Annotated in this window: 24 protein-coding genes; 7 read left to right on the plus strand and 17 right to left on the minus strand. The window is 58.6% G+C overall.

Features of this window, described 5'->3' with window-relative positions; translation table 11 throughout:
• Window position 1: 1 nt before the first annotated feature.
• From MHY13_RS07215 to MHY13_RS07235, 5 genes are all read right to left on the minus strand, one after another.
• A complete protein-coding gene (locus MHY13_RS07215) occupies window positions 2-310 on the minus strand; it encodes a hypothetical protein (RefSeq protein ID WP_239282570.1) in 309 nt (102 codons plus the stop codon).
• A 15-nt stretch (window positions 311-325) separates the two neighbouring features.
• Window positions 326-1,291: a bile acid:sodium symporter family protein gene (locus tag MHY13_RS07220; RefSeq protein WP_179387114.1), complete on the minus strand. Its 966-nt coding sequence runs from the start codon at window positions 1,289-1,291 to the stop codon at window positions 326-328.
• A gap of 101 nt (window positions 1,292-1,392) precedes the next feature.
• Window positions 1,393-1,758 (minus strand): Rieske 2Fe-2S domain-containing protein, encoded by a 366-nt coding sequence (locus tag MHY13_RS07225; protein ID WP_005326925.1) that lies wholly within the window; start codon window positions 1,756-1,758, stop codon window positions 1,393-1,395.
• 85 nt (window positions 1,759-1,843) lie between these two features.
• Entirely contained in the window at window positions 1,844-2,065 is a 222-nt protein-coding gene (locus tag MHY13_RS07230; RefSeq protein WP_239282572.1) for a hypothetical protein, read from the minus strand.
• 337 nt (window positions 2,066-2,402) lie between these two features.
• Window positions 2,403-2,873 carry an SdpI family protein gene (locus tag MHY13_RS07235; protein WP_239282574.1) on the minus strand — a complete coding sequence of 157 codons (471 nt, stop codon included), beginning with the start codon at window positions 2,871-2,873 and terminating at the stop codon, window positions 2,403-2,405.
• Window positions 2,874-3,063: 190 nt separating this feature from the next.
• Here MHY13_RS07235 and MHY13_RS07240 point away from each other — a divergent pair, with 190 nt between their 5' ends.
• A complete protein-coding gene (locus tag MHY13_RS07240; RefSeq protein ID WP_239193686.1) occupies window positions 3,064-4,275 on the plus strand; it encodes a dicarboxylate/amino acid:cation symporter in 1,212 nt (403 codons plus the stop codon).
• A gap of 65 nt (window positions 4,276-4,340) precedes the next feature.
• Here the strand turns inward: MHY13_RS07240 and trpA are convergent, their stop codons facing one another.
• From trpA to MHY13_RS07270, 6 genes are read right to left on the minus strand one after another with little or no spacing between them, the layout of a single operon-like run.
• Window positions 4,341-5,207, minus strand: coding sequence for a tryptophan synthase subunit alpha (trpA, locus tag MHY13_RS07245; protein WP_239282576.1), 867 nt, complete (start codon window positions 5,205-5,207; stop codon window positions 4,341-4,343).
• Complete coding sequence (trpB, locus tag MHY13_RS07250; RefSeq protein WP_239282577.1) at window positions 5,207-6,412, minus strand: tryptophan synthase subunit beta; 1,206 nt, start codon at window positions 6,410-6,412, stop codon at window positions 5,207-5,209. Before trpB ends, trpA begins: the two co-directional genes overlap by 1 nt.
• A gap of 13 nt (window positions 6,413-6,425) precedes the next feature.
• On the minus strand, window positions 6,426-7,832 hold the full coding sequence (gene trpCF / locus MHY13_RS07255) for a bifunctional indole-3-glycerol-phosphate synthase TrpC/phosphoribosylanthranilate isomerase TrpF (protein WP_239282579.1): 1,407 nt from the start codon (window positions 7,830-7,832) through the stop codon (window positions 6,426-6,428).
• A complete protein-coding gene (gene trpD / locus MHY13_RS07260) occupies window positions 7,832-8,866 on the minus strand; it encodes an anthranilate phosphoribosyltransferase (protein ID WP_239282581.1) in 1,035 nt (344 codons plus the stop codon). The genes trpCF and trpD overlap by 1 nt, the downstream gene beginning before the upstream one ends.
• Before the next feature lie 2 nt (window positions 8,867-8,868).
• The gene (locus tag MHY13_RS07265; protein ID WP_239282583.1) at window positions 8,869-9,516 is read right to left on the minus strand and encodes an anthranilate synthase component II; all 648 of its coding nucleotides are present in this window, start codon (window positions 9,514-9,516) and stop codon (window positions 8,869-8,871) included.
• Window positions 9,513-11,030, minus strand: a complete 1,518-nt coding sequence (locus MHY13_RS07270; protein ID WP_239282585.1) for an anthranilate synthase component 1 — start codon at window positions 11,028-11,030, stop codon at window positions 9,513-9,515. The genes MHY13_RS07265 and MHY13_RS07270 overlap by 4 nt, the downstream gene beginning before the upstream one ends.
• 327 nt (window positions 11,031-11,357) lie before the next feature.
• Between MHY13_RS07270 and MHY13_RS07275 the strand changes: the two genes are divergently transcribed.
• Both MHY13_RS07275 and MHY13_RS07280 read left to right on the plus strand, forming a co-directional pair.
• A complete protein-coding gene (locus tag MHY13_RS07275; protein WP_239282587.1) occupies window positions 11,358-12,833 on the plus strand; it encodes an NAD-dependent succinate-semialdehyde dehydrogenase in 1,476 nt (491 codons plus the stop codon).
• Window positions 12,834-13,095: 262 nt separating this feature from the next.
• Window positions 13,096-14,307, plus strand: a complete 1,212-nt coding sequence (locus MHY13_RS07280; protein ID WP_239282589.1) for an MFS transporter — start codon at window positions 13,096-13,098, stop codon at window positions 14,305-14,307.
• A gap of 283 nt (window positions 14,308-14,590) precedes the next feature.
• Here the strand turns inward: MHY13_RS07280 and MHY13_RS07285 are convergent, their stop codons facing one another.
• Both MHY13_RS07285 and MHY13_RS07290 read right to left on the minus strand, forming a co-directional pair.
• The gene (locus MHY13_RS07285) at window positions 14,591-15,223 is read right to left on the minus strand and encodes an MOSC domain-containing protein (RefSeq protein WP_239282591.1); all 633 of its coding nucleotides are present in this window, start codon (window positions 15,221-15,223) and stop codon (window positions 14,591-14,593) included.
• 10 nt (window positions 15,224-15,233) lie between these two features.
• Window positions 15,234-17,816 (minus strand): hypothetical protein, encoded by a 2,583-nt coding sequence (locus MHY13_RS07290; RefSeq protein ID WP_239282593.1) that lies wholly within the window; start codon window positions 17,814-17,816, stop codon window positions 15,234-15,236.
• Window positions 17,817-17,989: 173 nt separating this feature from the next.
• Here MHY13_RS07290 and leuS point away from each other — a divergent pair, with 173 nt between their 5' ends.
• Complete coding sequence (gene leuS, locus MHY13_RS07295; RefSeq protein ID WP_239282595.1) at window positions 17,990-20,836, plus strand: leucine--tRNA ligase; 2,847 nt, start codon at window positions 17,990-17,992, stop codon at window positions 20,834-20,836.
• On the opposite strand, the gene MHY13_RS07300 is transcribed toward leuS, so the two are convergent.
• Window positions 20,837-21,478: a hypothetical protein gene (locus MHY13_RS07300; protein WP_239282597.1), complete on the minus strand. Its 642-nt coding sequence runs from the start codon at window positions 21,476-21,478 to the stop codon at window positions 20,837-20,839.
• A 333-nt stretch (window positions 21,479-21,811) separates the two neighbouring features.
• On the opposite strand from MHY13_RS07300, the gene MHY13_RS07305 reads away from it, so the two are divergent.
• Entirely contained in the window at window positions 21,812-22,270 is a 459-nt protein-coding gene (locus tag MHY13_RS07305; RefSeq protein ID WP_239282599.1) for a MarR family winged helix-turn-helix transcriptional regulator, read from the plus strand.
• 89 nt (window positions 22,271-22,359) lie between these two features.
• On the opposite strand, the gene MHY13_RS07310 is transcribed toward MHY13_RS07305, so the two are convergent.
• Window positions 22,360-23,334: an MDR family oxidoreductase gene (locus MHY13_RS07310; RefSeq protein ID WP_179387129.1), complete on the minus strand. Its 975-nt coding sequence runs from the start codon at window positions 23,332-23,334 to the stop codon at window positions 22,360-22,362.
• 78 nt (window positions 23,335-23,412) lie between these two features.
• Between MHY13_RS07310 and MHY13_RS07315 the strand changes: the two genes are divergently transcribed.
• Window positions 23,413-24,003, plus strand: a complete 591-nt coding sequence (locus MHY13_RS07315) for a VanZ family protein (protein WP_239282601.1) — start codon at window positions 23,413-23,415, stop codon at window positions 24,001-24,003.
• 24 nt (window positions 24,004-24,027) lie between these two features.
• Here the strand turns inward: MHY13_RS07315 and MHY13_RS07320 are convergent, their stop codons facing one another.
• Window positions 24,028-25,077 (minus strand): ABC transporter permease, encoded by a 1,050-nt coding sequence (locus MHY13_RS07320; RefSeq protein WP_005325914.1) that lies wholly within the window; start codon window positions 25,075-25,077, stop codon window positions 24,028-24,030.
• A gap of 134 nt (window positions 25,078-25,211) precedes the next feature.
• Here MHY13_RS07320 and MHY13_RS07325 point away from each other — a divergent pair, with 134 nt between their 5' ends.
• Complete coding sequence (locus MHY13_RS07325; protein ID WP_239282603.1) at window positions 25,212-25,802, plus strand: TetR/AcrR family transcriptional regulator; 591 nt, start codon at window positions 25,212-25,214, stop codon at window positions 25,800-25,802.
• Here the strand turns inward: MHY13_RS07325 and MHY13_RS07330 are convergent.
• Window positions 25,799-26,551 (minus strand): DUF364 domain-containing protein, encoded by a 753-nt coding sequence (locus tag MHY13_RS07330; RefSeq protein ID WP_239282605.1) that lies wholly within the window; start codon window positions 26,549-26,551, stop codon window positions 25,799-25,801. The genes MHY13_RS07325 and MHY13_RS07330 overlap by 4 nt on opposite strands.
• Window positions 26,552-26,572: the final 21 nt, after the last annotated feature.

Raw genomic sequence — 26,572 nt, forward strand, 5'->3', positions numbered from 1 at the left:
CTTATAGGCCGAACTTGGCGGTGGCTTCGGACCACAGGGCGTCGAACCGAGACTGGTCCACGTACTGCGCGCTAATGTCCGGAAAATCGTCGTAGGTGTCCGGGTGAGGGACAACCTCTTGCGGCTGATCCACGTTGCCCGTGGAACTACTCGGTGTTGCTACCCCGACGATGGCATCCGAGGGATCAAGCGCAATCATGCGCACCATGCGGCAGCTGCGGGCATCGCGCTCTTCCATTTCCGCCATGTGAATTGCTGAGCCGACGCCGGGCACATTCAGTTCGGTTCGTACGTAAAGGTAATTCGTCATGGCACTTAAGTGTAGTTACGTGCTGGGGTGCTGCGCGTAACGAGCCGCTAGCCACGAACACATCATCAACTGAACCTGGTGGTAAATCATCAACGGGAGGATCAGTAGACCAAGAGACGCGCCGCCAGAAGCAAAGATAACCGAGGCCATGGGGAGTCCCGTGGCCAATGATTTTTTCGATCCACAGAACTCGATAGCGATGGTATCGGCGCGGTTGAATCCCATCTTTTGGCTCGCCTTTCTGGTGAGCCACAGCATGAAGGCAACGAAGATTGCGGCGAAGACGACCAGGAACGCCAGGTCCCACAGAGAAATAGAGGACCAAATTCCGTCCACCACACCCTTAGAAAAAGCGGAATACACCACCATCGCGATTGAGCCGCGGTCCACGACTTTAGTGGCCTTGCTTTGTGCAACCTTGCCTACCCAGCGCCGAGTAAGCTGACCTAAAACAAATGGCGCTAACAATAGAAGGGCGATTTCGCCGAATACTGACGTATCGATGTGAACTCCTCCCCCAGTTCCCATGAGGAACATGACGAGCAATGGAGTGATGATCACTCCCACTAAGTTTGAGGCAGAAGCCGATACGATTGCGCCCGCCACGTTTCCCTTCGCGATTGAGGTGAAGGCAACCGACGACTGCACCGTGGATGGAACCAGCGTGAGGAATAAGATGCCCAGGTACATGTCGTGCGATATGACAGCGGTGAGTGGGCGCAGAGCTATGCCTATAAGCGGGTAAACCACAAAGGTGAAAGCGAGAATTGTGAGGTGTAGCCGCCAGTGCTTGAGCCCGTTGAGGGCTTCTTGAGTGGAAAGCCTCGCGCCATACAAGAAGAAGAGTAGCGCGATGGCCACGTTTGTTAATTGGCCGACAATGTCGGCAAAGTTCCCGCGGGCTGGTGCGATTATCGCAATGATGACCGCCAGGATAATGAGGACAATAAGCGGGTCGGGCTTTTTCAAACGCTGCAGCATGCTAAGAGTTTAAACCCGGTTCGTATTCACATGCTGCAGATACTCGAGCCGAGAAAACACAACCCGTGTAGTTTCACGTGAAACCACACGGGAAATGCTCTTTAGGCCGTGGTGACGTTAGAGCCGTCTTGTTTAACTTCGTATTCTTCCAATGGATCGCGCCCCGGGCCGGAGATTACGCTTCCATCGCTGAGGTTGTAGGAGGTGTTGTGTGCCGTGCAGGTGGCCGTCATGCCATCAATCTCGGTGATTGGATTGTGCTGGTGGGGACAGGTTTGGGAGTAGGCTTTAAACTCGCCTTCCTTGGGTTGGGTGAAGATCACGCCATCAACAATCTTCGCGGAGCCAATTGGTATCTCGGTAGCCGCAATTTCTGCGGACGGAGAGGAGCCACAGGCTGCGGCGTAGGCGCCTGCAAATGTGGTGGCGGTTCCAAGCAAGAACATTCGACGGGAGCACTTAATCATGTCTCTACTCTAGCCCGTTGGTCTTGCGTAATGTGTCATACCCGTTTGGCCGGTTGCAATCAGAGTTTCACGTGAAACACTGTAGTTAGTTAGCTAGGAGTCCTTCCCAAGTCTCCGGAGAGTCACCGGAGGTTGCGACAAGTTCATAGGTGCCAGACTTGATACCTAATTCATCTACGATGCTCTGTGCAGATTGCTGTTCGCGTGCTTCCGCTACGGACGTCGTTAGCTTGTGGTCTTGCTCAGCGTAAGTGCCGATAACAAAAGTTGAAGCGGCGACGGCCGCCAGGGCGGTACTTTTCTTCATGGACTATATTCTGCCCTTTAGGGTACTGATTACGTCCTTAGCCGCCGGGGTTCCATGGCAGTTTTACGCAACCTCTACCCTCCCTCGCAGGAACCAGAATGGGACAATGGACCTACTGTAGGTGCGGTCAAGTATGGGTTAGGCCAGAAGATATCCAGAGTTATAATATCGGCTGTTACTAAAATCGAATAAGCAACTGCTCCGAAAATTAACGTCACTGTGACTAGAGCAAAGCGTGTAGCGATAATTCAATACGAAAGGCATAGCTACAAAAATTCCCCTTCTGGATGAAATGTGATTCTTTTCCAGAAGGGGAAGATTGCGCAGCAGTGCTTGGTCACCTATCGGATTCGCGAGCGGCGTGACGGAGCGCGTCGACATCAACCTGAGGGGTGGGTGCTGCGGCGGCCTCTTCCCCACCGCAACCGTCGGAACCACAATTACAGGAGTCTCCGCAACCCTCCTCGTCTGCGTGTGCTTGTTCGTAGAGGAACGCGGCACGTGAGCCGAGGTTGGAACCGATGGAGAGGGCTAGTACAGCGGCCACAAAAGTAAGAACTGGGATGAGCCACATCCAGCCTTCAGCGCGGAGCGCGACGATGCCGCCGAAGACTAAGCAGACGCCGCTCAGCATCCAGAATGGCCCGGCCACGCGATGGGCATTGTCCCATGCTTCACGGGATTTGCGAATTTCCTGTAGGCGTAAACCGATATAACTATTTCCAGGCAGGCGCTTGGTCGAGGCCAAGGCTCCCACGATGATGAGGAAGACGGCGAGGATTAAAAAGATGATTCCCACAGCGATCATGTACTTAGTTTAACCTTGTAGCGCCAAGATAAAAACCGTGGCTGGGGTGAGTGTTCTGGCTATGCCTCCGGTCGGGTAGTATGCCTTTAAGGTCGATCGATAGATATTGAATTGACCGTTGCTCTGTACCGCGCTGTTTCCCCTGGAATTGTTTACCAAGGGGCAAAACACCCGATTTGATAGTAAGTACATGAATTTCAAGAAACTCTCGGAATCTCTGTTGTTCCGCATCATCGTCGCCATCATCCTTGGCGTGGTGGTGAGCCAATTCGCGCCCGAATGGTTTGGCCGCGTATTCGCCACCTTCAATGGACTCTTTAGTAACTTCCTCAATTTCTTTATTCCGGTCCTCATCTTCGCGCTTATCGCCCCGTCGATTGCTGGTCTGGGACGAGGGGCCGGAAAATGGCTGGGTGTTACTGCAGGTATTGCCTACGGCTCAACGATTGTTGCGGGTCTTCTTGCCTACGTACTTGCGCACTGGCTCTACCCCACCATGCTCAGTGGTCAGGATCTGATTACAAATGTCTCCGATATTGATGAGGGGGCACTCACTCCGTACTTCGAGGTGGAAATGGCTCCGCCTTTTGAGGTTATGACGGCTCTCTTGTTGTCATTCTGCATCGGCGTAGCGATGACTACAGTGAAGTCCGATACCTTGTATGCGGTTACAAAGGAATTGGAGAGCGTAGTAGTCAAGGTTATTTGGGGCTTTGTAGTGCCAATTCTGCCCTTCTATATCTTTGGCATGTTCCTAGGCTTGGGCATGAATGGCAATTTGGGCTCAGTACTCTCGGCCTTCGCGAAGGTCCTGATCCTGGCGGTTGTCATGACTCTGGTTTACCTGGTGCTGCAGTACATCATCGCTGGTGCCATCACCGGTAAGAATCCTTTCAAGGCATTGCGCAATATGGTGCCGGCTTATTTCACCGCACTCGGAACTTCTTCTTCTGCCGCCACCATCCCGGTGTCTATGGAGTCCACCTTGAAGAACGGCATTTCGAAGCCAGTGGCAAGCTTCGTTATCCCGTTGTGTGCGACCATTCACCTCTCCGGTTCCATGATTAAGCTGACGCTCTATGCCTTTGCGATTGTGTACATGGCGAACCTGGATATTAGTACGAGCACCGGCCTTGGTTTCATCTTCCTATTGGGAATCATGATGATTGCGGCACCAGGTGTGCCTGGCGGCGCGGTTATGGTCGCAGCTGGACTATTAGCGGACATGATGGGCTTTGACGATGGCATGGTGGCACTGATGATCGCCGCCTATATTGCTATCGACTCGGTTGGCACTGCCGCCAACGTTACTGGCGACGGCGCTATCGCGATGATCGTGGACAAGTTCGCGGGCTCCAAGAAGGACCACACCGAAGAGGAATCTGCAGAAGCAACCGCGTAGAGGCTTTTTATAGCGAACCCTCCTCAGCTGCCGAGAGCTGAGGAGGGTTCTTCGCGTTTTCAGGATTACTCTTGAGTCGCTGCCTTCATGCGAGCCACATACTCGGCGAGTTCCTTATGCAATGCTTTCTCGTCGGAAATGCGGCCTGGAGTTCCCTCCACTGGCCTGCCTTCCGCGTCTGTTTCACGTGAAACGTGGTGATCAATAATCTTGGTGATTGCGGATCCTGTAATGGCCCCCGCTGCCCCAGCGGCTACGGCATCGCGCACGTGCTCAGGCTCGGAAATGCCGAACCCGAGCAGTACCGGAGGTCCGCCACACTTCTTGATGTTAGCGACGACTTCTTCGAGGCCAATTGTTTCTGATTGCTTTTCGGCACCGGTAACTCCATCGCGTGAAACTGCGTAGATATAGCCGCGCGAACATTGAGCGACGCCCTCGAGGGTGTGCGCAGTCGCGCGGGCCGGGGCGATAAAGATTGGGTCAATACCGGCTTTCTCTGCTGCGGTGATAAATGGAGCGCCTTCGCGCACGGGGACGTCGGGAAGCAAGATGCTGTCCGCACCCGCTTCTGCAAACTCGGCGTAGAACCGGTCGAAACCGCGAGTGAACGCCACATTGCCGTAGATGAGCATGCCGATGGGAAGCTCGGGAAATTCCGCGCGGATTGTTCGCACCTGTTCTAAGGCGGAATCTACGGTGGCGCCGCCGTCGAGTGCGCGAAGGTGGGAGGCCTGTATGGTGGGGCCGTCGGCCACTGGGTCAGAAAATGGAACACCTAGCTCCAATGCATCGGCTCCGGCCGCGACGACGGTTCGCACGACGGCCAGCGTGTGCTCTGGCGTGGGATCGCCCAACATGAGGAATGGGACGAAAGCACCCTCTCCCCTGTTGCGTAGTGAGCGGAATAGGTCTTCGTATCGGGTGCTCATTAGTTCTTCTCCTGGAGCTTAAATTCTGGGTGGTTCTCAAGGGTGTGGCGAACGTGGTCGATATCCTTATCGCCGCGGCCGGAAAGGGAGACCAAGATGTTGATGTCCTCATCCTTCCGCTTCAAGGCGTAGGCCAACGCGTGAGAGGATTCGAGAGCGGGAATGATGCCTTCCTTAGTGGAAAGAAGCTGGAATGCTTCGAGTGCTTCGACGTCAGTAATGCCGACATATTGCGCGCGGCCACTGGCGTGTAAGTGCGCGTGCTGTGGTCCTACACCTGGGTAGTCGAGTCCGGCGGAAATAGAATAGGATTCTTCCACTTGGCCGTCCGCGTTGCGCATGAGGTAGCTGCGCGCGCCGTGGAGGATGCCAACCGTACCGTTGTTGATGGTGGCACCGTGCTTGCCGGAGTCTAGACCTTCGCCGCCAGGTTCGGCGCCGACGAGTTCCACTTCCTCTTCCTCAATGAAGTCTGCGAACATGCCGATTGCATTGGAGCCGCCTCCGACACACGCTACGACTACATCCGGTAGCCCACCGGTGCGCTCAAGCATCTGGGTCTTAGCCTCTTCGGAGATGACCTTGTGGAACTCTCGGACGATGGTTGGGAATGGATGCGGCCCGGCCGCGGTACCAAGGAGATAGTGGGATTCATGGAAGGTGGCGGTCCAATCACGGAGGGCTTCATTCACCGCGTCCTTAAGAGTTCCGGATCCGGTGTCGACGGCGACGACCTTCGCGCCCATGAGCTCCATACGGAATACGTTTGGCTGCTGTCGAGCCACATCTTTCGCGCCCATATAGACCACGCACTCGAGATCCAGCAATGCGCAAGCAAGTGCAGTAGCGGTGCCGTGCTGTCCCGCTCCGGTCTCCGCAATAATGCGTGTCTTCCCCATCCGCTTTGCTAGCAGTGCCTGACCAAGGACCTGGTTCGTCTTGTGCGCCCCACCGTGTACGAGGTCCTCACGCTTGAGGAAAATGCGCGCTTTACCCCCGAGGTTCTTCGCCTCTGTAATTGGTGTGGGACGGCCAAGATAATCACGCAATAGCGCGCTTAGCTCTTTGCGGAATGCGGGGTCGTTTTGTGCGTCGACAAAGGCCTTCTCAAGTTGGTCGAGCGCCGGGATGAGGGATTCGGGGACAAACTGGCCGCCGAATTCGCCAAAGTATGCCGGTAGTAGCGTTTCACGTGAAACTGTCATCGTTCTCTTCTTTCTATGGGTGTGTGTAGTTTCGGATAGTGCTAAAGGCTTGGGCGATCAATGAGGAGTCCTTGCGGCCGGGTGCATACTCCAAGCCTGAGTTGAGGTCGAGTCCTGCCGTGCCGATTGACAGTGCCTCTTCGAGGTTGTCAAGCCGGAGCCCTCCGGCGAGGAGGGATTTCTGCTTCACTTCATCGGGGATCGTCCGCCATTCAAAAGTGGTTCCCGTCCCTCCACTGCCGGAGTCGAGGACGAGGGCCTCTACTTCTGGTACTAGGTCCGGCGTTAAGGCAGCGAATTCAGAGTTATTCATGTCGATGGCTCGCCAAAGGTTAAGGCCGTCAGCGACGCCCCGAACATCGTGAAGGAATTGCAGCTCTGCTTCCCTACTCCCTTGGAATGGGGCGTGAAGCTGGAGAACTTTGAGGCCGGGGATCTGGGCTATGCTCCGCAGCATTTCCACATCCGTAGAGCGCGTCACGGCTACGTACTCCAGCTCTGGTTCCGCGGAAATGATGCTTTGTGCGGTTTCACGTGAAACACTGCGAGGTGAATCCGGCGCGAAGATGAGTCCCCCGTAACGGGCTCCAGCAGCGCGCGCTGATTGTGCGGAGGAGGCGGTGGTAAGGCCGCATACTTTGTTGGCACCATAGACGAGGTCGCGCGCCGCCCGATCGATGTCCTCCTGGGAGGTGAGCTGGGAGCCTACAAGGAAAGCACGTGCGTGGGCCCCTAACCGGCGGACGGTGGCATTATCGCAGATTCCAGATTCGGAAACTATCGCCTTTCCGTCTGGAACATGGCGGGCTAGGCGTTCAGTGCGCCCTAGATCGATGCTGAGATCGTGGAGGTTGCGGTTGTTGATGCCGATGATATCGACGCCGAAATTCACCGCGCGATCCACTTCGTCCTCGGTGATGGCTTCAGTCAAGACGTCTAGGCCGAGTTCGTCCGCCAGTGCCTTGAGCTCACCGTAGGTGTCATCGTCCACGATAGACATCATGAGCAAGATGGCATCGGCGCCGTAATAACGGGCGGCATAGACCTGGATGGGATCGACAATAAAGTCCTTGCACAGTACCGGCACATGCGTTGATAGTGCGACGGTCTGCAAGTGGTCGTAGTCGCCGCCAAACCGATCGGGCTCGCACAACACTGAGATGGCGGAGGCGTAACGGGAGTAGATCCGGGCAATATCGCCCGGGCGATAGTCTTCACGGATCATGCCGAGGGACGGCGAGGCGGACTTGCACTCCATGATGAAGCGGTTGGTGCCACGGAGGGCGTCGGCAAGCGAACGCTCCGAACGTGGCACGCTAGCTAAGTCCACGTGGGATAGCCGCTCCCGGAGTGCGGGCAGGTGAGTGCGGCGCTGAGCGACGATCTCCTCGAGCACCGTGGGTAATGCATTTCCCGACATTAGCTCTCCTCCCCTACGGCATAGTTGGTGTTCTCGTGGAGCGCGAGCCAATCTTCAACAGTGCCGGTGCTAATCAGTTCCTTTGCGTGAGTGACTCCTGCCGCGATAGTCTCCGTGGTCCCGTTGAGGTAAAACATGGCGCCAGCGGTGGCGGCGATGGCGTCGCAATGGGCGGGCTCGCCGCGCCCGGCAAAGACCGCACGGAGGGCTTGGGCATTGGCGGCGCCGTCGCCGCCGGCTAGGTCCGTCAGCTCGTGGCGTTTGATGCCGAGGTCTTCTGGGGTGAGCTCATAAGAGACAATCTCGCCGTCGTTGAGCTCCCAGACCTGTGTCGTGCCGTGGCTAGCGATCTCATCCGTGCCAGCGCCATGGACGACTAGGGCGCGCTCCCGGCCGAGCTCCCGGAACACTTCCGCGATAAGTTGGCCTTGGGCCGGGTTGGCGATGCCCATGATTTGCAGTGACGGGCGTCCTGGGGACAGGAGCGGTCCTAGCGTATTGAAGATGGTGGGGATACCTAGCGCCTTGCGCACCGGTTGCACGCGGGCGACCGCTGGGTTGTAGGCTGGGGCGAATAGGAACGTGAAGTTGGAAGCTTCAAATTGGCGCACTGCTCGGGCGGCTTCTAGGTCCAGTGGGATATTCAGGGCTTCGAGAACATCGGCCGATCCGGACTTGGAAGAGACCGAGCGGTTGCCATGCTTGATCATCTTCACTCCCCCGGCGGCGGCAACGAGGGAGGCACCCGTAGTGATATTGATAGTATTCGGGCCATCGCCACCAGTGCCGGCCGAATCCATGAGTCCGTTTCCAGTGATGGGGAATGGATAGCCCACTTTCAAGAAAGCTTTGGCCGCGCCGGCAATGTCTGCGAAGGTCTCGCCGCGGGTACGGATATGGGTAAGCAGCGCCGCGATATGAATATCGTCGTAGTCGCCCACGGCCAAGGGGGTAAATACCTCCATGGCTTCTTCGATGGTGGGCTGCGGGTTATTCAGGAAGGCCTGCAAGGTACGTAGGGGTGCGTGGTTCATTTTTAGTACTCCGTGTCCATAGTGGTGTGCAAAAATAGTTGATTAACGCAACGCTCAAGCATGAGGGGGCCGCGGGGAGTGAGGATGGACTCAGGGTGGAACTGCACGCCGAGGGCCCTACCGTCGTCCGTTTCGGCCGCCATGGCTACCTCTCCGATGTCCGTGGACGTACGCGCGAGACAACGCATCCCCCGAGGGAGGTCCGTACATCCAAGCGAGTGATAGCGCGCCACCGGAACTTGCGTACCGAGGTGACCCGGTTGGTCCGGCTCAGTATCGGTGGCAAGGCCCTGAAAGACGGGGTGCATAACGCCGGCCTCGGTAAGAGTCATCGGGAGGGACTTCCCGTGCACGGGGCCGCACGGTTCGACCGAACCGCCGTGGTGCTCGAGTAGTGCTTGGAAGCCGAGGCATACGCCAAGGATCGGGGTGGTGCCTAGGGTGGCGTCGATAAGTTCCATCATGCAGCCGGCGTCCCGTGGATGACCGGGGCCCGGGGAAAGCACAATAATGTCGGGTTGTGTGCGCAGCACGTCGTGCACCGCTACGGTATTGCGAAACACGGTGGTATCGAAGCCAGCGAGGGCATCGAGGAGGTTGTAGACAAAAGAATCGTGGTTATCTAGCAGGACAATATGCGGCGAGCTCATCGCTGTACCTCCAACTCGGCTCCGTGTGCAATGGCGATGGCATGGAGTACGGCGTAGGCCTTATGCACTGTTTCATCGGCCTCGGCTTGCGGCACGGAATCCTTGACCACACCGGCGCCTGCTTGCACCACTGCGGTTCCGTCCTGGACGTAGGCCGAGCGGATGACGATGCAGTTATCCATGGCTCCATCGCCGCGCAGGTACCCCACCGCCCCGCCATAGGAGCCGCGGCGCTTTCCCTCCGTGCGGCGCACCAGTTCGGTGGCGCGCAGTTTGGGAGCTCCGGTGAGCGTTCCCATGTTCATGCACGCCCGGTAGGCATCGAGCGCATCGAAGTCTGGGTGGAGCGTCGCTGTGACGCGGGAGACCAAGTGCATGACCCGCGAGTAGCGGTCAACGTGCAGGAGTTCTGCCACCTGGCGGCTGCGGGGCACGGCCACGCGAGCGAGGTCATTGCGTGCAAGGTCAACCAGCATCGTGTGTTCCGCAATCTCTTTCTGGTCTGTACGCATGTCCAACTCGTTGCGAATATCTAGTTCATGGTTGATGCTGCCATCCGGGTTGAGCCCGCGCGGCCGAGTTCCGGCGATGGGATAGAGCTGGACCTGCCTATCTTCTGACGTGAATTTGAGGTTTGATTCTGGCGAGGCGCCGAAGAGCTGATAGGTGGCACCGCGGACGTAAAACATATAGGGCGAGGGGTTAGTCTTGCGAAGCGCCCGGTAGGCAGCCAGGGCGTTGGGACAGTCCACAGAGAAGGCGCGCGAGGGCACTACTTGGTAGATATCGCCGGCGTGAATATTGCCTTTAAGCTTGTCGACGCCCGCCCGAAACCCCGCATCATCCACATCGGCCACCGCCCGGATCCTTTCCTTTTGCGGCGCCGTGAAACGAGCAGCCACCGGCAGTGAGGCAAGATAATCCAACTCTTCCCGCAGGCGCTTGTCGTCGATGTCCCAGCCTTCTAGGCGCGCAGTCCCTTGCAGGTGGTCCACTGCGAGGACCGTTTGGGCTACCAAGAATTCAAAGTCCGGGTAGGTGTTGACCCCAGGCTCAACCTCGGGGAGTTCCTCAAAAGTAGCGAGGTAGTCATAAGCGAATCCGCCCCCAAGGAACGGCAATATTGGAGAGGAATAGTTGGCTTCTAATTGCAGGAACCGCAGAATAGCGGCGGTAGATTCGGCAAGAAGCCGCTCCCGCTCGTCGGGCTGTGTGGACAGCGAGAATTCGAAAACCGCGGCGGTAGTTTCACGTGAAACTAGGCGATGGTGGAACCGGTCCTCGAGGGAAGGAAGGAGCGTCTCCCCTGCCTCCGTGAGGGCGCGTACCTCTACCCTCTGGCCGTGGCATGTTACTTTCAGGGCGGCCCTGAGGACCGCGAGGCAATTGAGATTCTTCTTTGTCTCAATGTCCGCGCTTTCGAGAAGTAGGGAGTCGTGCGGTTGTGCGAGGGCGTCAAAGATTGCGGCCGCGTCGCTGTCGTAGGGTATATCGCGGGTAGCGGTGTATGGCATTGCAGTGCCCTTTCGGTGGGTGAGGGGAACGGGAAACGGATAGGAAGCTTCCGCGAGCAGAGGCACTAAAACGCCAAAAGGCCCGCAGAATGCGAGCCTAAAAATGGGAGGTGGAATAAGGCCCGCGGGTTACGCGCGCCACCACCAAGCAGTAGTCATCTTCTTCATATCGGTCATACTAACCTACATTTCTATAGCTTGGAAGATAATCGTTAAAAATATTCGCCCACTCCCCTGTGCTGCCGTGCCTGGCGCAAAACCAAGAAGACCGGCTATCGATTCGCGGTACTGTGGGGTGCATTCACGCAATGGAGAAAGGTGATGAATATGAGCATCGACCAGAAGGAACTACTAGCGAAGGTCCCCACTCAGCTTTTGATTGGCGGGCAGTGGCGCGAGGCGTCTTCCGGCGAGACTTTTGACGTAGAAAATCCGGCGACGGGCGCGACCATCGCCACGCTGTCGTCGGCGAATTCTGATGATGCGGTGGCTGCCCTCGATGCTGCCTGTGCGGTCCAAGATGAGTGGGCGCGCACCACCCCGCGCGAGCGCGCCGATATTCTCCGCCGCGCCTTTGAATTGGTACACGAGCGCGCCGATGAGTTCGCCACCCTGATGACCCTTGAAATGGGAAAGCCCTTTGCCGAGTCGCAAGGTGAGGTCACCTATGGCGCGGAATATTTGCGGTGGTTTAGTGAGGAAGCCACGCGCGACTATGGCCGCTACTCCCCTGTCCCAGAAGGCACCTTGCGCATGGTTACCCGCCGCAAGCCCGTGGGTCCGTGCCTGTTGATTACTCCGTGGAACTTCCCCCTCGCCATGGCCACCCGAAAGGTTGCCCCAGCCGTTGCAGCGGGCTGCACCATGGTTCTGAAGCCGGCCAAGCTGACGCCGCTCACCGCGCAGTACTTCGCGCAAACCATGCTCGATGCCGGCCTGCCGCAGGGCGTGCTCAATGTTGTCTCCGGCAGCTCCGCTTCGGCGATTTCGGAGCCCTTGCTTGCCGACGCCCGCTTGCGCAAGCTCTCCTTCACCGGTTCTACTCCAGTGGGCAAAACCCTTCTCAAGGGTGCCGCGGATAATGTCTTGCGCACCTCTATGGAGCTAGGCGGTAATGCACCGTTCATTGTTTTCGAGGATGCGGATATCGACCAAGCGGTTGCGGGAGCCATGGGCGCGAAGATGCGCAATATTGGTGAGGCCTGCACCGCGGCCAATCGCTTCGTGGTGCACGAGTCCGTGGCAGAGGAGTTTACGCAGAAACTGGCAACAGAGTTTGAGAAGCTCGTCGTCGGCAATGGCATGGACGAAGGCGTGACGTGTGGTCCGCTGATTGAGGCTAAGGCCCTCGACAATATCGCAGCCCTGGTTGAGGATGCGGTAGACAAGGGTGCGACCGTTGTCACCGGCGGCACTCGCGGCGAGGGCGCGGGTCACTTCTATGCGCCCACAATCCTGAGCAATGTTTCACGTGAAACTCGCGTGGCTCAGGAAGAAATTTTTGGACCGGTCGCGCCCATCCTTACCTTTAAGGAGGAATCGGAAGCGCTAGAGATTGCGAACGATACGGAGTACGGACTTGCCTCCTATGTATATACGGAGGATTCCGATCGACTCTGGCGCGTTGCCGACGGCCTCGAGTTTGGCTTGATGGGATTCAATGCCGGTGTCATCTCCAATGCCGCTGCCCCATTCGGCGGCGTCAAGCACTCTGGTTTAGGACGCGAAGGCGGCGCCGAAGGTATTGAAGAATATACCGCGGTGCAGTACTTGGGTATCCGTGATCCTTATACCGGCGCCTAGAGGTTTGAGTGCTTAACAAAGCGGGGGAACCAGCCGGGTCCCCTTTTCGCGACCCGGCTCAAGTTACGGCGATTGCCGGCAGCCGCCTACACGAGGGTGGCGTCGATGAGGGCCTGGAAGGCCTTTTGATTAACCTTTGCAGCCTGCGGGGCGTATAGTGCCTCTCCGTATAATTTAATTTCTATTTCCTTCGTCTGCGAGGCGGGGCCTTATGGCCAGCGCGTGGAGAGGGAATTTTCTTTTTGTTATTTGGAGTGAGTATATGACGCCTACAGAATCTGCAGCGGCTAAGCCGCAGCTGATTACGCCTACGTTTGTCCTCGCGTGGGTGGCTAATTTTTGTCAGTTCTTGGTCTTTTACCTGTTCGTAACCACCATGGCCCTCTACGCGGTAGAGAGTTTCGGGGCATCGGATACCGTGGGCGGTTTCGCCTCCAGTGCCTTTGTATTGGGCGCGACGTGCATGCGCGTGTTCTCCGGCTGGATCGTGGACCGCGTGGGCCACAAAAAGGCGGCCTTGACTTCACTGGCCTTCGTCACAGTTGTAGCTGTGGCGTACTTTTTTGCGCATAATGTTGCGGTCTTGATTATCGTGCGAATGGTGCACGGCGCGGGCTATGCCTTGACCTCTACCGCACTCATGGCGGTAGCGCAGTCCGTTATCCCGCACGAGCGCCGTGCGGAAGGCACCGGATACTTCGCCTTGGGCACTACCCTGGCAACCGCGTTCGGTCCAGCTATCGGCCTGTTCTTGGCCAATAACATCGGCTACACTACGCTATTTGCAGTCGCCCTTGGCGCAAATATCGTTTCCCTGATCCTGGCCTTGGTGCTGCGCTATCCGGCCGAGGTTTCCTCCGAAAAGCCGGCCTTTAGGCTGCGCAATGCCGTACACCCCAACGTGGTTCCCATCGGTCTATTCATGCTCCTAGTCGGCATCGCCTACTCCGGCGTGGTTACCTATCTCAACGCCTACGCCCGCAAGGAAGACCTGGCCACCGGCGCAGGGCTGTTCTTCATTGGCTATGCGGTCACGATGCTCATCATGCGCTTCGTCTTGGGGCGCATCCAGGACCATAAGGGTGATAATGCCGTGATGTACCTCGGCTTGGCCGCCTTTGTCGTGGCGCTGCTGCTCATGGGCTTCCCCACCAATGACGTCATGCTGGTGGTCGCGGGCGCCTGCACCGGTTTGGGCTTCGGCACCCTCAGCCCCGCCTGCCAAGCCATCTCCGTGCGCTCGGTGCCTGCCGCGCAAATGGGCGCGGGCATCTCCACCATGTTCCTGCTCATGGACCTCGGCATTGGCCTGGCTCCATTCGGCCTGGGCCCCATCGTTGCGGTAACGGGCTTCGACACGATGTATCTCATTCTCGCGGGTCTCGTGGTCATCGCCGCTATCTACTACTTCTTCGTGCACGGCCGCTTCCCGAAGGCTAAGGGGCACCATCTGAGCTTTGAAGCGGGCAAGTAACACCCTCCTTCGCACTCAGCATGAAAAGCACGCCAGCGCTTAGCGCTGGCGTGCTTTTGTTTTGCGCGCACTCCGGGCAAGAAGAGTGTGCTGGCCTCGCCGGTAAGCTAAAGATCCAGACACAGTCTGCGGTTCCGGAAGTAGATTATGCGTCGAGACCCGCTGAGTATGGATGTGCTAATTAGCGGTCCCGTTGCCTACTGGATGTTTCGGCTCACCGAGTACGGGCGGAACAACGGGACATTGCTGAGCTCGACATGGCGGACTATGAGTGCTTGTGTAACTAGGTTCGAAGCGAGTTCTGTTGGTGAGCGGGAAGGCAGCCAGCATCGATAACGCGCCGGGCAAGGGCGCGGTCGCCCATCTTGGCGGCAAAGGCGATGCGCATGGTGATGTCGTGGCTGGGTGGGTTATCTAGCTCAATGGCGTCGCCGGGGCGAATGCGGCCGGGGGAGATGATGCGCAAGTAGGTGCCGCAGTCGCCACGCGCGGTCCAGCGCTTGAGCCAGCCGCGCTCCCCTAGCCAGCCGGCGAAGGTGGCACACGGTTGGCGAGGCACGGATACTTCAAGCACGGCGGTGCCGATGCGCACGCGCTGATTGATGAGCAGAGCAGACAGATCGATGCCCTGCGTGGTGAGATTTTCGCCAAAGCCGCCGGAGGCCAGCGGGCGGGAAAGTTCAGATTGCCAGTAATCCAGTTCCTCGCGGGAGTAAGCGTAGACGGCCTTATCGTTGCCGCCGTGATGTTGGGTGTCACCAATTATATCGCCGCGCACGCCGGACCCATCGCCGTAATGGGGTCCGGGCGCTGCCAGATCGATAAAGTCCTGCGGCTGCTTGTCGATGCCCGAGAACTCATGCCGCCCGCTCGGGTCCGGCCGGCGGACGGCGACATTGGTAGAGATGACCTGCATGCCTGCCACCCTAGCTGAGCGTGAGCGCCTCCGCGGTGAGAATATCGCGGTAGAACAGCTGCGGGGCGAGGGAGACGGCCTCGGCGAGCTGCGGGAGGGCGTCGTCAAGCGTGGCGGCGAAAGCAGGGTCCGCCAGCTTGTCATTGGCCACACCGCGCGCCGTGATGGCAAAGACATAGGAAATAAACGGCATCCAGGCGGAATCGCCGAGCTCCGAATTGCCATCGCCAAAGGCGTCCAGCGCGAGCAGGGTATGCAGGACGGACTTATCGACGCCCAGCTGCTGCAGCGTCACCCGCAGCTGCATTGCGGTGCTACGCAGGTTGGAAATGGTGCCGAGGCGGGTGAGTGCAAGGTCATTGGCAAAGCACTCGCGCAGTGCGGCGATGCGGTGGGCATCATCGCAGAGCTGGTCACTGTCCGTTGCTGGCGTAGGTGCCTCGCCCATGGCGCTCATCAGCAGCATGGGGCGGGTGACATCGTCGACGCCGGTGGATGGCACGCGCGCGAGGGAGGCGGAGCCGTGGGCTTCGACGTAGTCATGGGCGGCGTCGGCAAGCGCGGCCAAGAGCGAGGAAGGCTCGGCGGCCGACTCCTCGCGCTCCTCGCGGCGGAAGGTGCGGGAGACCAAGCCGGTGCGGACGAAGGCGCGCATGCGCTGTCCCGGTTCAAAGTCCGCGGCCATAAGGGCATCCATGCTGGCGCGCGGATCGGCCTCAATCTCCTTGATGATTCCCTCGAAGGTTTCCTTGGCCTTGGGCGCGAGGCGGCGCATGGCCGCGTAAGTAGGCCACAGGCCCTCGGTGTTTTCGGTTTCACCGTCGTGGAAGATGATGAGTGCGCTAGCCGGCGGGTACTGCGGCGCGGCCAAGTCGCTGGCCGGCTCATCCTCGCGGAAGTCCACGATGAGGTGGCCGGCGTCCAGCAGCTCTTCGGGCAGCTCAAAGCCTTCCTCAGTGGGCTCCAGCGGTTGCGGCTCGCCCGCAGGATTGCCCAGTGGCCACGCCCAAGCCAGCAGCTCTACCTCCTCCTCATGCGTCTGCTCGGGGACGAGGATGCCGTCCTCAATGGTTGCGCGGGCAACCAACGGTGCCTTGCGCACGGTGGCGATGGCGGCATAAATGAGGTCGCTGGCCGCGGTGGCCTCATATTCCATGACGCGACGCTCAAAGCTGCGCTTCTGGTGCGCTGCGCGCTCCTTTTCCGGCAGTCCTTCGAGGTATTCCTCATAGGACAACGTGGACCACAGGAGGTAGAGCTCCAGCGAGGTCTTCTTCGTCAGCGCCGACCTCAGCGCGCGGTTTGGTACGGACAGGCTGGTGGCGGCCTCCGTAGAGCCATTGGCGGTGACCAGGTCCCTAATCTTCTGGTTCTTATCAATAACCACGAACTTTGCCAGCGGCAGTGGCTCCGGTGAGTGGATGGTAAAAAGTGCATCCGCATCGAGCTGGTCGGCCAGGATGACCTGCTTATCCAGGTAATCCACGGGCTCGGCCGCGGTGCGCTTCACGCGAGTACGAATCGTCGCCGGTTCCACCTGGAAGGTCAGCTCATAGCCGGCCTCACTGCCGACGGTCTCCTCGCGCACGCTTTCGTCCTCGCCAAAGACGCGCTGGCCCTTTTCCATCTGGATAGCCTTGCCCGGCGCAGAAGCCAACGCATAGCTAAACGGCGAAAGGTTGCCCAGGGCGTCGATAAAGCGGAAGTTGGTGCCGCGCGGGCCCTCGTTCTTGGCACGCATGTGCAGCGACTCCGCAAAATTGAGGTACTGGATATCCACCAGTTCCTCGTCCTTGTATAGGGTGAAGCGGTAGCGGCCTACCCAGGGATCCTCGAAGGCGTCTGCGGGAAGCACCTCGTGAATACCCTCCGGTAGCTCGTCCTCCAGCACGGCCTCCTCTTCCCCACCAATGGGGACGTAGGCCAGCTCCATGCTGAGTTCCGTATTGGCGATGACCTGCGGGGACTGGGTATAGACCAGTTCGCCATCGAGGCCATGGGCATTGGGTAGCGTCTTGACGGCCATGTCCCAGGCAAAGTCAGGGCTGCCGGACACCTTGATGGTCGCGGGTTCCTGGCGCGGAACCTCCACGGTGAAAGACTGGCTGACCTCTACCGGGGCGATGGTCCAGCCCTCCCATGCGCCGTGGGGACGGGCCTCGCCGACCTTGGCCTTGGCCAGCTCCGTGCCGGCCGGGGCGATAAAGGTATAAGAGCCCTTGGCCACCGCCGTGGTGGTATCCACTGGTCGATGGGTGGAATCGAGCAGCAATCCGCCATTGGCCACGCCGGCGAATTCCACGGTGTGCTCCTCAAAGGAGACGCTGAGGTGGCTAAAGGCACGCGGCATGCTGATCCACAAGCCGGGCTCTTCGCCCTCCACGTAGTAGAACTTGCGGGTGTCCTCGCTGCCGTCGAGCAGCTGTGCGGTCACGGTCCACTGGGGATCTTCTGGCTCATAACCTGCGGTTACGGCCGGTAGGAACAGCTCCAAAGTGTCGGTAGCTGGGGAGAGGCGCAGGTGCGGGATCCCCTGAAATACCGCTGCGTCTGCAAAAGATGATAGCTGGCTGCGAAACTTCTCCTGGCTCATTTACCCCAGCCTAGAACATTTTCATGCAGATCTGCATTTTGGCTGCGAGCGGCGGAAATGACGCGAAAACCGGGGGCGATTACGGCGGGGATTTTGGGTGTGCGTGCCCTGCGGAACGCGGAAAGCGTAGTGAACTACCCCGCTCCGGGATGCGGCTATTACACTGTGTGATTATGACTACCCAGAGCGATTCCACTTCGTACCGCTATACCCCGGAGCTGGCGAACCAGATCGAGAAGACCTGGCAGCAGTACTGGAAAGACAATGGCACCTTTAATGCCCCGAACCCGGTAGGCGAGCTCGCCACCGATGCGGGCGAGCTGCCTAAGGAAAAGCTCAACGTGCAGGATATGTTCCCCTACCCTTCCGGTGCGGGCCTGCACGTGGGACACCCACTGGGATATATCGCCACCGATACTTACGCCCGCTATAACCGCATGCTGGGCAAGAACGTGCTGCACACCTTGGGCTACGACGCCTTCGGCCTGCCGGCCGAGCAGTACGCCATTCAGACCGGTACCCACCCGCGCACCACCACCGAGGCGAATATTGAAAACATGCGCCGCCAGCTGGGCATGTTGGGCCTGGGCCATGATCCGCGCCGCTCCGTGGAATCAACCGATCCGGAGTTCTTCAAGTGGACGCAGTGGATCTTCCTGCAGATTTATAACTCTTGGTTCGATGAGGAGCAGCAGAAGGCGCGCCCGATTGCAGAGCTCATCAAGGAACTAGAGGCCAATAAGCGCACCACTAAGGACGGCCGCTACTACGAGGACCTCACCGAAGAGGAAAAGGCCGCGGCCATCGATGAATTCCGCTTGGTCTACCTGTCTAATTCCACGGTGAATTGGTGCCCGGGCCTGGGTACCGTGCTGGCAAACGAGGAGGTCACCGCTGAGGGTAAGTCCGAGCGCGGCAATTTCCCGGTCTTCCGCAAGAACCTCTCGCAGTGGATGATGCGCATTACCGCCTACTCCGATCGCTTGCTGGATGACCTGGAGCTTTTGGATTGGCCGGACAAGGTCAAGTCCATGCAGCGCAATTGGATTGGCCGTTCCCGCGGCGCAGAGGTCTCCTTCCCTGCCGAGGGCTACGAGATCGAGGTCTTTACCACCCGCCCGGATACCCTTTTCGGTGCCGAGTACGTGGTGCTGGCCCCAGAGCATGAGCTTGTCGACGCCCTCCTCTCCCCCATCCCTTATGACGATGACGTGGATGAGCGTTGGACCTATGGCCACGATGATCCGAAGGAGGCCGTGGAGTCCTACCGCACCGATATTGCTGCCAAGTCCGACCTGGAGCGCCAGGAAAACAAGGAAAAGACCGGCGTCTTCCTGGGTACTTATGCCACCAACCCGGTCTCTGGCAAGAAGGTCCCGATCTTCATCGCGGACTACGTCCTGACCGGCTACGGCACCGGCGCCATCATGGCAGTTCCGGCGCACGACACCCGTGACTACGAGTTTGCCCAGGCCTTCGGCCTACCAATTACGGAAGTTGTCTCCGGCGGAAACGTGGAGGAAGAAGCCTGGACCGAGGACGGCGCGCTGGTCAATTCCTCCAATGACAAGGGCCTAGATCTCAACGGCCTGAACAAGGCCGAGGCCATTGCTGCGGCCATCGAATGGCTGGAAAAGGACGGCTCCGGCCGCGAAAAGGTGCAGTACAAGCTGCGCGATTGGCTCTTCGCCCGTCAGCGTTACTGGGGCGAGCCCTTCCCCATCGTCTACGACAAGGACGGTTTTGCCCACGCCCTGCCGGAATCCATGTTGCCGGTAGAGCTGCCAGAGGTAGAAGATTATAAGCCCGTTTCCTTTGATCCAGAGGACAAGGACTCCGAGCCACAACCACCGCTGGCAAAGGTGCGCGATTGGGTCGAGGTAGAACTCGATTTGGGCGACGGCCCACAGACCTATTTCCGCGATACCAACGTTATGCCGCAGTGGGCGGGTTCTTCCTGGTACCAGCTGCGCTATATCGATCCCCGCAATGATGAGGCATTCTGCGATATCGAGAACGAGCGCTATTGGACCGGCCCGCGTCCAGAACAGCATGGCCCGCAGGACCCGGGCGGCGTGGACCTCTACGTCGGCGGCGTTGAGCACGCCGTGCTGCATCTGCTCTACTCCCGCTTCTGGCATAAGGTGCTCTTTGACCTGGGCTTTGTTAGCTCCCAAGAGCCCTACCGCCGCCTGTACAACCAGGGATATATCCAGGCCTATGCCTACACGGATTCCCGCGGCGTGTACGTGCCGGCCGCTGAAGTAGAGGAAAAGGACGGCAAGTTCTACTACAACGGCGAAGAGGTCAATCAGGAGTACGGCAAGATGGGTAAGTCCCTTAAGAATGCCGTTGCTCCGGACGATATCTGCCGCGACTTTGGTGCCGATACCCTGCGCGTTTATGAGATGTCCATGGGTCCGCTGGATACGTCTCGCCCGTGGGCTACCAAGGACGTCGTCGGCTCCCAGCGCTTCTTGCAGCGCCTGTGGCGCCTGGCCGTCAACGAGAACACCGGCGAGCTGGCGACTACCGACGCCGCCTTGAGCGAGGATGACCTCAAGGAGCTCCACCGCACCATCGCAGGCGTGCGCGATGATTACGAGAACCTGCGGCTTAATACCGTGGTGGCGAAGCTCATCGAGTACGTCAACTACCTGACCAAGACCTACCGCACCGAGGCCCCACGCGCCGCCGTGGAGCCGATCGCACAGTTGGTCTCCCCCATTGCCCCGCATATCGCGGAGGAACTGTGGCAGCGCTTCGGCCATGACGAGACCATCACCTACCAGCCCTTCCCCACTTTTGAGGAAAAGTACCTGGTAGACGATGAAATCGAGGTGCCGGTTCAGATCAATGGCAAGGTCAAGGCCCGCATCAACGTTGCCGCGGACGCGGACCAGGACGCGGTCTTTGACGTTGCTCTCGCCGACGCAAAGATCGCCGATCTGACCAGCGGAAAGAACGTAGTGAAGAAGATTTACGTTCCGGGCCGCATGGTCAACCTCGTGGTCAAGTAGTTACTCGTTCCAAAATTCCGTGGCGCACAGTGCAATGCCGTGCGCCCGGATCCCCTGGCCGACCTCCAGTTTCTCGTTCACAATGAGCGGGAGGCCGTCGAGGTCGCATACCCAAAACTCCCCCATGCCCAGCTCATTGCTGTGCTTGGCGACGCCCCCGATAGTCCCCGACACCTCTACCTGCGGGTTAAGCATGCTGGGCTTGAAGTTCCGGTAGAAGCGCTCTGTAGCAGGCGAAGTCAAGGTAAACTCTTCCGGCTCCCCTACCTCGTATTTCAATGCCACAGCCGCCGGCCGCACCTGTCCCCGGAGCTTTTCTCCGCCGACTGGGTTGCCTGCCGGCAGGGCGAAGGGCGCATCCGCCAACGCCGCGAACTGTAAATCCCCCGTTTCCACAATGCCGATATAGGGCGTTGCGCGATAAATCGTGCCCGGCGCCTCTTCCCCACCCCGGTACGAAGGAACTGCGGCCCACTCCCCTTCGTACTCCATGGCTGTAACCGCCATGCCGGACGGGTCGGCGTGGAACAGCACTCGATCAAATCCGGGCGCCTCCCACATGTCGTGGTCGGTAGGTAGCTCCGCAACGAGCTCTTCCATATCCGCGAAGTCGAAACCGCACGTGCTAAATAGCTTATCCATGTTTGCCATTCTAAACGCTGCGGTCTTCTCCGCCGGAGCGGTGATTGCGTTCGCAGCCGCATCTTTGCCGCGGGTAATTGCTTCACCATTTAATTTTCAAGGCAAGAACATATCTACTCAAACAATGGTGGGTTTCAGCAGATAGGTATTCAAAAGCAAAACATAAGTGCTTTCGAGACCAAAGGCATTGGTTTGGGAAACTGTGGTTTTCCTATACGCACATCGCCGTGCAGTAGTGGGAGTTGGTGTATCAACTCAACGCAGGCCAATAAGTTGCTAGATCAACTCTGCAGTATAGACTAGTGAAAGAAGGAAAACCAAAGGAGGAATGCGATGCGTGTGGAGCAGAGTGCGGCGTGGGGCGATTTTGTTGCCATGCAGGAAGCGCTCCACGCGCGGCTTGCTGGGGAGCTGCAGAGTGGCTCGAGTTTGAGCGAGGCGGACTACGCAGTCTTGGCTGTGTTGAATCGCAGGCGTCAAATTTCTACACGCCCACATGAATTGGCGGCCGAGCTCCGGTGGGAGAAGTCGCGGCTGCATCGGCAGTTAGTGCGCATGGAGTCCCGAAAATTGGTTTCCAAGCGCGAGGCGCCGGAGCTAGGAACCCGTGCAGTTGAAGTCACTGTGACGGAAAAGGGAAGTGCCGCTTTCAACGCAGCGATCGCGCGACATACCGCCGCAGTCGAGGAAATCGTGGTGGGCACCCTTAGTGATGAAGACCTACAAACCTTGGGCAGGATTTCCCGCACGTTGCTACGCGGGGTGGTTCAAGAGAGGACGTCGGAAAGCTAGCGCGTCGCGGGGTGACCGTGCCTATGAACGGGCATACAAAAAGCACCCGCCAAGAAGGCGGGTGCCAAGCAAGAGTATCCAGGAGTGGCCTAGGAAATCTTGAGGACGGTGCGTCCGTGGTGGGTGCCCTCGAGGAGGGACTTGGATTCCTCGACAACGTCCGACAGTGGAATCGTATTGGTCAGGGACTTGAGGATGGACAAGTCCAGCTTGCGCGCGAGCAGCTGCCATGCGTTCTGGCGGTAGTGCAGCGGGGCGTCGACAGAGTTAACGCCGGCCAGGTGTACGTTGCGCAGAATGAACGGCAAGACGGTGGTGGGAAGGTCTGGGCCGGCGGCCATACCGGTGGAAGCGACGGTGCCGCCCCACACGGTACGGGCCAAAACATTGGCCAGGACGTGGGAGCCGGAGGTGTCGACGGCACCGGCATAGCTAGCCTTTTGTAGTGGCTTTCCGGCCTCGGCGAACTCGGCGCGGTCCACAATGGTGTGGGCGCCTAGCTCGTGGAGGTACTGGGAGTAGTCATCCGGGCGGCCGGTCATCGCGTGAACCTCGTAGCCGGCATTGGAAAGGAGGTTCACGGCGATGGAGCCCACGCCACCGGTGGCGCCGGTGACCAGGACCGGACCATCGGGCAGCCCGCGCAGAGAATTAACGCACAGTGCGGCAGTGTAGCCCGCGGTGCCAACGGCGGCCGCCTGCTCTGCGGTGAAGTCCGCGGGCAGGGCGACGGTTGCTTGGGAGTTGACGCGCTGCTTCGGGGTGTAGCCGCCGTGGCGGAATTCACCGAGGCCATCGCCGAAGGATGCTACCAAGGTGCCAACTGGGAGGCGCTCGACGCTAGATTCAGAAACCGTGCCGACCACGTCGATGCCCGGAACCAGCGGGCTGGTGCGCATGACGCCGCGGTCACCTGCGATAGCCATGGCGTCCTTGTAGTTCAGGGAAGAATAAGAAACATCAACGGTAAGGTCGCCCTCGCCGAGGAACTCTCCCTCTTCGAAGGAGGTCGTAACGGACTTATCTTCGTTGCGAGTTACTAGTAGCGTGCTCATGCTCACCATCGTACGTTAAATGTGATGCAGGGATTTAACAGCGAATCTCACGGCGATTTTTCAGGCTCGCTTGTTAACTTGAACAACATGACGATGACCACGACATCCACCCGCATCTCGCGCCAGGTTGGGGCGCCGGGCGTGCCCGCTCGGCCCACCCTGTGGCGCAATGCCGGTATCGCCTGCGTGGTCGTTTTGATGGCAATCGCCGTAGCTACGGTGGGTAAGCCATTTATTGATATCCCCGGCGTGATCGATGCCAGTGCGCATGCTCGCCGCAGCCTCGATCTGCAAATGTTCAACGGCTTTAATAACCCTCATCCGTGGTGGGGTCCGTGGACCAATACCTTTGGCAATATCGCGCTGTTTATGCCGCTCGGGGCGTGTCTGGTGGTGCTGGGACAGAATTCGCGGCGCGTCCGCTTCGGCCGCGGTGGAACTATCCTTCTGGCGATGGCGCTCAGCCTGGGTATCGAAATTACCCAATACGTATTCTCGTTGGGATTTAGCGACGTCGATGACCTCGTTTTCAACACCCTCGGTGCGTCTGTGGGCGCGTTCTTGGTAAGCCGCAGCAGCGCCAAGGGACAGCTGCGGACCGTACGCGTCATCGGATGGCTTGCGGCATTGAGCTTGGGTGCATTACTTCTTGCCGTTATGGCCGGGGTAGTTCTCTAGAAACTAGGTCTCGAGCGGTGGGCCTTAGGCTGGTTGCGGCTGAGTGGACTCTTCTGCGGCGGGATTTTCGTGCTGTGATTGCTTGCGTTCTTTAACAATGCCCGCCGCCAGGGCGCACAGACCAACCGCTATCCAAGCCAGGAGCGTCCACACCTCAGTGCTAATGGAAGCCAGCGGGAAGTAATTTACCGAGCGGGTTAGGGAAGCGGTGGCTGCATTGGGGAATAGTTGGCCAAGGGCTCCCCACGGTGAGGCAATGAACTCCTTGGGGGCCATCGTTCCGGCTAGGGGGTTGCCAATCAGCATTATGGCAAGTGCGCCGAGCCCGAATCCTGGAGTTCCGAACAAGGCACGGAGTCCAACAATGAAGGATGAGGAGGCGGCGATGCCAAGGGTGAACACGCCCGCTGAAGTCCAGAAGCCAGCCGGCAGTAGATCGAATACCCCGCTGTAGACCCAGGAAACGAGGAGGCCTCCGAGTGGTGCGTATACAGCGAATGCGAGAAGACGCTGAGTGTTTTTCTGCAATACAAAGGAGATCAGTGCCGCACCGATCATGCCGCCGAAAGCTACGGGCAGGATAGAGAAGTTGATGCCCGCTCCTTGTGGATCACGGCTATCCAAGGGGGCTAAATCTCTTGCTTTGACATCGACGGAGGGAACTTTGTGTTCAGGAAGACCCCTAGCTTGAGCGGCGGCCTTGGCTTGGTGATTTGCCATCTCGCTCAATGGCTGTGACAGGTTTTTGATGATGTTTGCCTGGGGCAATCCCGCTGCCGAGGAGTAGAGAACCTCGGGCTCTTGGCCAAGGACGATTGCGCCTGAAACCTCACGTTGTTGAACCAGCCGTTCGGCTTCGGCCCGGTCCGAGGCGGGTTGCGTCTTGAATAGGCCGGGCTTCTTTTCATCGAGAGCCTTTTGAATCTGTGCAACTTGCTGAGGTTCACCGACCACGGCGGTGGAAATATCGCGGGGTTCCATCGTGGCCATCGGCCACAGGAAGGCTAGAAGGAAGAGTGTTAGCGCTAAGGGGGCGAGAGCCCCGACGACTAGCGCCTTCTTTACGTTGCGCATGGGGTACCTGCTTTCGGTTCGTGTGGGTAGTCCGTCAACCGCAATTCAACGAACGTTGAACATGCTAATTCAACAACCGTTGAAATTCAACAGGTGTTGAAAATCTTAGAGAGGGTAAAGGTAAAATACCCAGCATGGAGAACAAACATGCAGGACGACGGCCCGGCAATGAGGAGACTCGAGAAAAGATCCTGGCCGCAGCGTGTACGCGTTTTGGCGATGTAGGCTTTGAGGCCACCACAATTCGCAGCGTGGCAGCAGAGGCCGAGGTAGACCCTGCGCTGGTGATGCACTACTTCAAAAACAAGCAAGGCCTTTTTGACGCAGTTGTCTCAAGCCTGCAAGAACTCCCTGGGCGGTTGGAAGATGTAGCAGACCTAAAAGGCTACATCGCCCAGTACTTGCAGCTTTGGGAAGCAGAAGACATGGGGTCGAGGTTGAAGGCGGTATTGCGCGCCGGGGTGGGCTCTTCCCATGCTTCCGGAGTATTGCGGCACTATATGGACGAGCAATTCTTGGAGCTAGTATCCCAATCTAAATTGAGTGCGACGGTCTTCAATACGCCAGAAAAGCGGGAACGCATTCCCTTTATTGGCGCCATGCTGGTTGGCGTTGCGATTACGCGCAACGTGATTCTCGTTCCCTATGTGCGGGAGAAAACCATCGATGAGCTCGCAGAAATCTATGCAGCGGCATGCGAGGCGATTTTGGCGGCGCGGCCTTAGGCAGATAATTCCACTCGGTGGCCCCAGTCAAACATGGTAGTGCCGGCATCGGTACCACTTAAGCCCTCGAACATAGCCAGGGGAGAGGTTGGGACCATTCCGGTGACCTGCGATACGCCGTAGTCTTCAACCAGTACCGGGGCTAAGGGAGTTGACGGACCCAATACGACATTGAAGGACTCGCGGGAGAGCTCGAGCAGGCGGGGCGCGGTTTTATTGACAAAGGCAGAGCCGGTAATAAAGACATAATCGCACTCGGGCAGGATGTATTCGGCGGCGGAATCGGGATAGTCGCCCTCATTGAGCGAGCGCTCTAGCATATAAAAATCCGCAGCCTGGTTGAGTGCCTTGGGCGCAAAAGGGAAGTGGCCGATGACCGCGACCTTCTTCCCGGCGACGGCGTTGCGGAAGGGATCGAAGATTTGGGGCCAGGGGGCGTCGGCAAGCGCAAAGCCATGCTCGTCGGCCACAGAAGGTGTGGCGTAGTAGGAATTTAGCGCGGCCATGCCGAAGGAAGCCTCCGAGAAATTCCAGCTCTTGGCCAGCTGGGCGATGGCGCGTAAAGGAACGCCGGAGTACTCGGCGCGCATCTGGGCCGGGCGAGAAGTTGCTGACATGGTCATGGCCATGCCGCAGCTAGGGCTTTCGGTGTATACCCGGGTCCACCGCGGGCCTTGGGCGGCGCGGGAGACCATTATGTCACGGGGAATGGCATCGATGAGGTCATCGTAGAGATCCCAGGCAGACATGTATAAACCAGCTTTCCCTAA

This window comes from Corynebacterium sp. ACRPE (assembly GCF_022347435.1).
Classification (GTDB): Bacteria; Actinomycetota; Actinomycetes; order Mycobacteriales; family Mycobacteriaceae; genus Corynebacterium; species Corynebacterium tuberculostearicum_D.

Coding starts and splice junctions, on each gene's coding strand:
- MHY13_RS07270 (WP_239282585.1), bottom strand. CDS start 11,030: ATGCCATACACCGCTACCCGCGATATACCCTACGACAGCGACGCGGCC.
- MHY13_RS07230 (WP_239282572.1), bottom strand. CDS start 2,065: ATGAAGAAAAGTACCGCCCTGGCGGCCGTCGCCGCTTCAACTTTTGTT.
- MHY13_RS07290 (WP_239282593.1), bottom strand. CDS start 17,816: ATGAGCCAGGAGAAGTTTCGCAGCCAGCTATCATCTTTTGCAGACGCA.
- MHY13_RS07240 (WP_239193686.1), top strand. CDS start 3,064: ATGAATTTCAAGAAACTCTCGGAATCTCTGTTGTTCCGCATCATCGTC.
- MHY13_RS07220 (WP_179387114.1), bottom strand. CDS start 1,291: ATGCTGCAGCGTTTGAAAAAGCCCGACCCGCTTATTGTCCTCATTATC.
- MHY13_RS07325 (WP_239282603.1), top strand. CDS start 25,212: ATGGAGAACAAACATGCAGGACGACGGCCCGGCAATGAGGAGACTCGA.
- leuS (WP_239282595.1), top strand. CDS start 17,990: ATGACTACCCAGAGCGATTCCACTTCGTACCGCTATACCCCGGAGCTG.
- MHY13_RS07305 (WP_239282599.1), top strand. CDS start 21,812: ATGCGTGTGGAGCAGAGTGCGGCGTGGGGCGATTTTGTTGCCATGCAG.
- MHY13_RS07330 (WP_239282605.1), bottom strand. CDS start 26,551: ATGTCTGCCTGGGATCTCTACGATGACCTCATCGATGCCATTCCCCGT.
- MHY13_RS07310 (WP_179387129.1), bottom strand. CDS start 23,334: ATGGTGAGCATGAGCACGCTACTAGTAACTCGCAACGAAGATAAGTCC.
- MHY13_RS07225 (WP_005326925.1), bottom strand. CDS start 1,758: ATGATTAAGTGCTCCCGTCGAATGTTCTTGCTTGGAACCGCCACCACA.
- trpB (WP_239282577.1), bottom strand. CDS start 6,412: ATGACAGTTTCACGTGAAACGCTACTACCGGCATACTTTGGCGAATTC.
- MHY13_RS07320 (WP_005325914.1), bottom strand. CDS start 25,077: ATGCGCAACGTAAAGAAGGCGCTAGTCGTCGGGGCTCTCGCCCCCTTA.
- MHY13_RS07265 (WP_239282583.1), bottom strand. CDS start 9,516: ATGAGCTCGCCGCATATTGTCCTGCTAGATAACCACGATTCTTTTGTC.
- MHY13_RS07300 (WP_239282597.1), bottom strand. CDS start 21,478: ATGGATAAGCTATTTAGCACGTGCGGTTTCGACTTCGCGGATATGGAA.
- MHY13_RS07280 (WP_239282589.1), top strand. CDS start 13,096: ATGACGCCTACAGAATCTGCAGCGGCTAAGCCGCAGCTGATTACGCCT.
- trpD (WP_239282581.1), bottom strand. CDS start 8,866: ATGAACCACGCACCCCTACGTACCTTGCAGGCCTTCCTGAATAACCCG.
- MHY13_RS07285 (WP_239282591.1), bottom strand. CDS start 15,223: ATGCAGGTCATCTCTACCAATGTCGCCGTCCGCCGGCCGGACCCGAGC.
- MHY13_RS07235 (WP_239282574.1), bottom strand. CDS start 2,873: ATGATCGCTGTGGGAATCATCTTTTTAATCCTCGCCGTCTTCCTCATC.
- MHY13_RS07215 (WP_239282570.1), bottom strand. CDS start 310: ATGACGAATTACCTTTACGTACGAACCGAACTGAATGTGCCCGGCGTC.
- MHY13_RS07275 (WP_239282587.1), top strand. CDS start 11,358: ATGAGCATCGACCAGAAGGAACTACTAGCGAAGGTCCCCACTCAGCTT.
- trpA (WP_239282576.1), bottom strand. CDS start 5,207: ATGAGCACCCGATACGAAGACCTATTCCGCTCACTACGCAACAGGGGA.
- MHY13_RS07315 (WP_239282601.1), top strand. CDS start 23,413: ATGACGATGACCACGACATCCACCCGCATCTCGCGCCAGGTTGGGGCG.
- trpCF (WP_239282579.1), bottom strand. CDS start 7,832: ATGTCGGGAAATGCATTACCCACGGTGCTCGAGGAGATCGTCGCTCAG.